5 protein-coding genes are annotated in these 2,910 nt (G+C 43.4%); all 5 read right to left on the bottom strand.

The window, feature by feature from the left end:
• Nucleotides 1-517: phage tail protein (locus tag ACFINE_RS09410; protein WP_375621855.1), on the bottom strand; the 517-nt coding region annotated here is incomplete at its 3' end.
• Nucleotides 517-1,344 carry a baseplate J/gp47 family protein gene (locus tag ACFINE_RS09415; RefSeq protein WP_375621856.1) on the bottom strand — a complete coding sequence of 276 codons (828 nt, stop codon included), beginning with the start codon at nucleotides 1,342-1,344 and terminating at the stop codon, nucleotides 517-519. The genes ACFINE_RS09410 and ACFINE_RS09415, both read right to left, overlap by 1 nt.
• Nucleotides 1,341-1,682 carry a GPW/gp25 family protein gene (locus tag ACFINE_RS09420; protein WP_375612353.1) on the bottom strand — a complete coding sequence of 114 codons (342 nt, stop codon included), beginning with the start codon at nucleotides 1,680-1,682 and terminating at the stop codon, nucleotides 1,341-1,343. Before ACFINE_RS09420 ends, ACFINE_RS09415 begins: the two co-directional genes overlap by 4 nt.
• Nucleotides 1,679-2,368 (bottom strand): phage baseplate assembly protein V, encoded by a 690-nt coding sequence (locus ACFINE_RS09425; RefSeq protein ID WP_375621857.1) that lies wholly within the window; start codon nucleotides 2,366-2,368, stop codon nucleotides 1,679-1,681. Before ACFINE_RS09425 ends, ACFINE_RS09420 begins: the two co-directional genes overlap by 4 nt.
• Complete coding sequence (locus ACFINE_RS09430) at nucleotides 2,349-2,897, bottom strand: hypothetical protein (protein WP_375621858.1); 549 nt, start codon at nucleotides 2,895-2,897, stop codon at nucleotides 2,349-2,351. The genes ACFINE_RS09425 and ACFINE_RS09430 overlap by 20 nt, the downstream gene beginning before the upstream one ends.
• Nucleotides 2,898-2,910: the final 13 nt, after the last annotated feature.

Raw genomic sequence — 2,910 nt, forward strand, 5'->3', positions numbered from 1 at the left:
GAACACCGCTTTCATACTCCAACATGCTGTCATCAAGGCGTGACATATTGCCTTCAACAGCTTGCACATCATACCCCGCAACACCACGACGAAAATCGGAGCGCAAACTTTTGGAGAGATCTGTAATCGCTTCAATGGCTTCAAGCTGTGTTCGTTCAGGCAACTGATCAAAATCAAGTTGAAAGGAGTTCCACCATGCGCGCCCCGTCCAGGCGGGTTGAAAGCGTGCAGAAATCTCTAGCCATTCAAGCCCCAACTCTATTGCCGCAAGTGAGCCGCGCAAGCGCTGCCATTGAAGCCCTTGATCAATCAAATCATAGAGGTTTGGAACATAAGGTGTCAGTTCACCAAGCCCGTATTCTTCAATGAGCCACGGCAAGAAACGGGGAGGGCGTGTGATCAGTTTTGCGCGTGAAATCCCCAAAACAGAACCATCAATATCTTGATGAAAATCGCAAGCATCGGCAAGGCGCTTTTCAAATTCTGTTGCGTTTGTGGGAAGGAGGGAACCAACCATTAGCGGGCACGTCCTTTGAAGTTTAAGGTGATTTTTCCAATCGATAAAATTTCTTCATCACAAACCATACTGTCTTGTGTTGGGGTAATGGCAATGACTTTTTGGACACCAGCAATCATTAGTTTTGAAATCCACCACGATAAACTTAATTCACGACCAATGGCTTGTTCTTGTTGCCATGCTGTTCTTAAATTTGTTTTCATTGTTGTGAGAATTTTCAAAGATGTTTCTGGTAACAGCCAAACATCTGCTTCTAAATCCAGCACTTTTTTAACAGCAGCGTGAACAATGATTGTATCATTGGTCATGATGATATTTTTTCTGTGAAGAGCTTGTGAAACTGCTTGTATGAGATCTTCAGAGGCTGTTCCTTCTTCATTATTACCAAAAAGAGCAACATAGATGGTTGGGTTTTTGCCTTTACGATAGATAATGGCATCTTTCACTCGACTATCGGCTGTTAAGGCTATAAGCTTGTAATAGGGTTCTGTTCCACTTCCGTTTCCTCCACGGGCATGAAGCTGTATGCGTTCACGATATCTCTCGTCACTTTCCTCTTCCATGCGGGCAATACCATGCCAGTTTCCCAAAGCATCAAGAGATTCACCGGTTGCAAAATCAAGAATGTTGTTGCGTGCCGCTTCGTTAATACGCTGTCTTAAAAGCAACTCTCGATAGCTAAAAGCCTCTATGACTTTTACGGCCGGATCACTTTCAAGAATGGTATATTCAGGCAAAAGCTCTTTTAAATGGACAAGAGCAGCAGCGCGTATTTCTTCAAAAGAAAGTTCTGTGATGATGTCTGGTTTTGCAAGCACTCCATTCATTTTATCAATAATCCTTCCATGGTAATGGGCTTGCCGGATGGCAAATAAATGCCTTCAAAGGATAAAGAAACGTGTCCATTCTCACCCCTTTTAAAATCAATTTTTTTCAATTTAAAACGCGGTTCCCATTTGTCTAAAGCCTCAGCAACAGCAGCATAAAGAGCAACAGCAAAAGCATTATTAACCGGTGCATCAATGAGTTCAGCAACACGTGAACCATAATCACGCCGCATTACACGCGAACCAATCCGCGTTAACAAAATATCAAGGATTGATTGACGCAAATGATCAATGCCGGTTAATGGCTTTCCCGTTGTGCGGTCCATTCCACTGTTCAATTGGGACCTCCTGTCATGGAGCCACCAGGAGTAACACCGCCGTGAACATGTGTTGCTCCTACATTGGTGCCGTTATGCTTTAGTCCACTTGAATGAATGGAAACATTATTTCCAGAATGAAGAGAGAGACTATCATTCGAATTCAGTGAAACGCCACCACCAGCCTTCAAAGAGATGCCGCCTTTTGCGTTTAAATTTATATCGCTTTCTGAAACAATCTTTATGCCTTCCGGTGCGGTAAGCTCTAGCTTGCCACCATCACCTTTTAGTGACACACCATCAGCGATTGTCAGGATAAACTTTCCGCCGGATTTGATGTGAATTCCATAAGTGTTTTGTTCATCATCATATTCAAGGCTGGTTCCATCAGGGTATATCGTTCGGTGAATGCTGCCCTTATCGGCTGCTTGATTAGCATCTGTATGAATGGAACCCACAATCACCCCTTGTGACAAATCCCCTGATGACGAGATAACAACTACTTGCTCTCCAACATCACGCCCTTCATAGGAGCGTGTTTTACCGGCGCGGGCTTGGGTATCTGGAATCCAGTCACTGACAAGATTGCCACTTTTTATCCGATAGCGTGCGTTTTTATGGTCGACATGGCTAATCTTCCCCACCACAACCATATTTGCCACACGTCTCTTTAGATCTGTGATTTCTTTATCGCGCCGCTCTAACATGTCCACCTTCAATTTTATGGTATTTATCTTTGTTTCTCACGCCTGTTTCTGGTTCAAAGCTTAAGAAATGTTCAACGATTCTTGCTGTTACACTGCCTTCTTCTTCATCCATGTTGGGGATATTCGTCACATAAGTGACTTCAAAGGTTAAAATCGCACCATGGAGCGCTAAGGCGCCATTATCACCAAAGGCAAAAGCAATATTTTGCAGGCGGCATGTTTCAACTGTGTTGTTGAGATTGGGATTAGCGTAGAAAACCTCCTCAACTTCCCATGCTAATTGATCAACAAAACGTGCGCCATCTTCACATGTTGCATAGCATTCAACATCTAGCGTTAAAACACGCCGTCTTACTCCATAATCATAGCCATCTTCAATGGTTTCACTTTGCGTTGAGATATTAATAGCTGGCATTGCTTCAATAAATAAATTGAAGTCACGCATATTGAAAACATTGTCACCAGCTGCCGTCTTTGCTGCCTTTATCAAAGCAACAAATGTTTCTCTTATCGTTTCTCTCGGATGCATGGGGGCTCCTGTT

Source organism: Bartonella sp. AA97HXZ, assembly GCF_042196985.1.
Lineage (GTDB): Bacteria > Pseudomonadota > Alphaproteobacteria > Rhizobiales > Rhizobiaceae > Bartonella.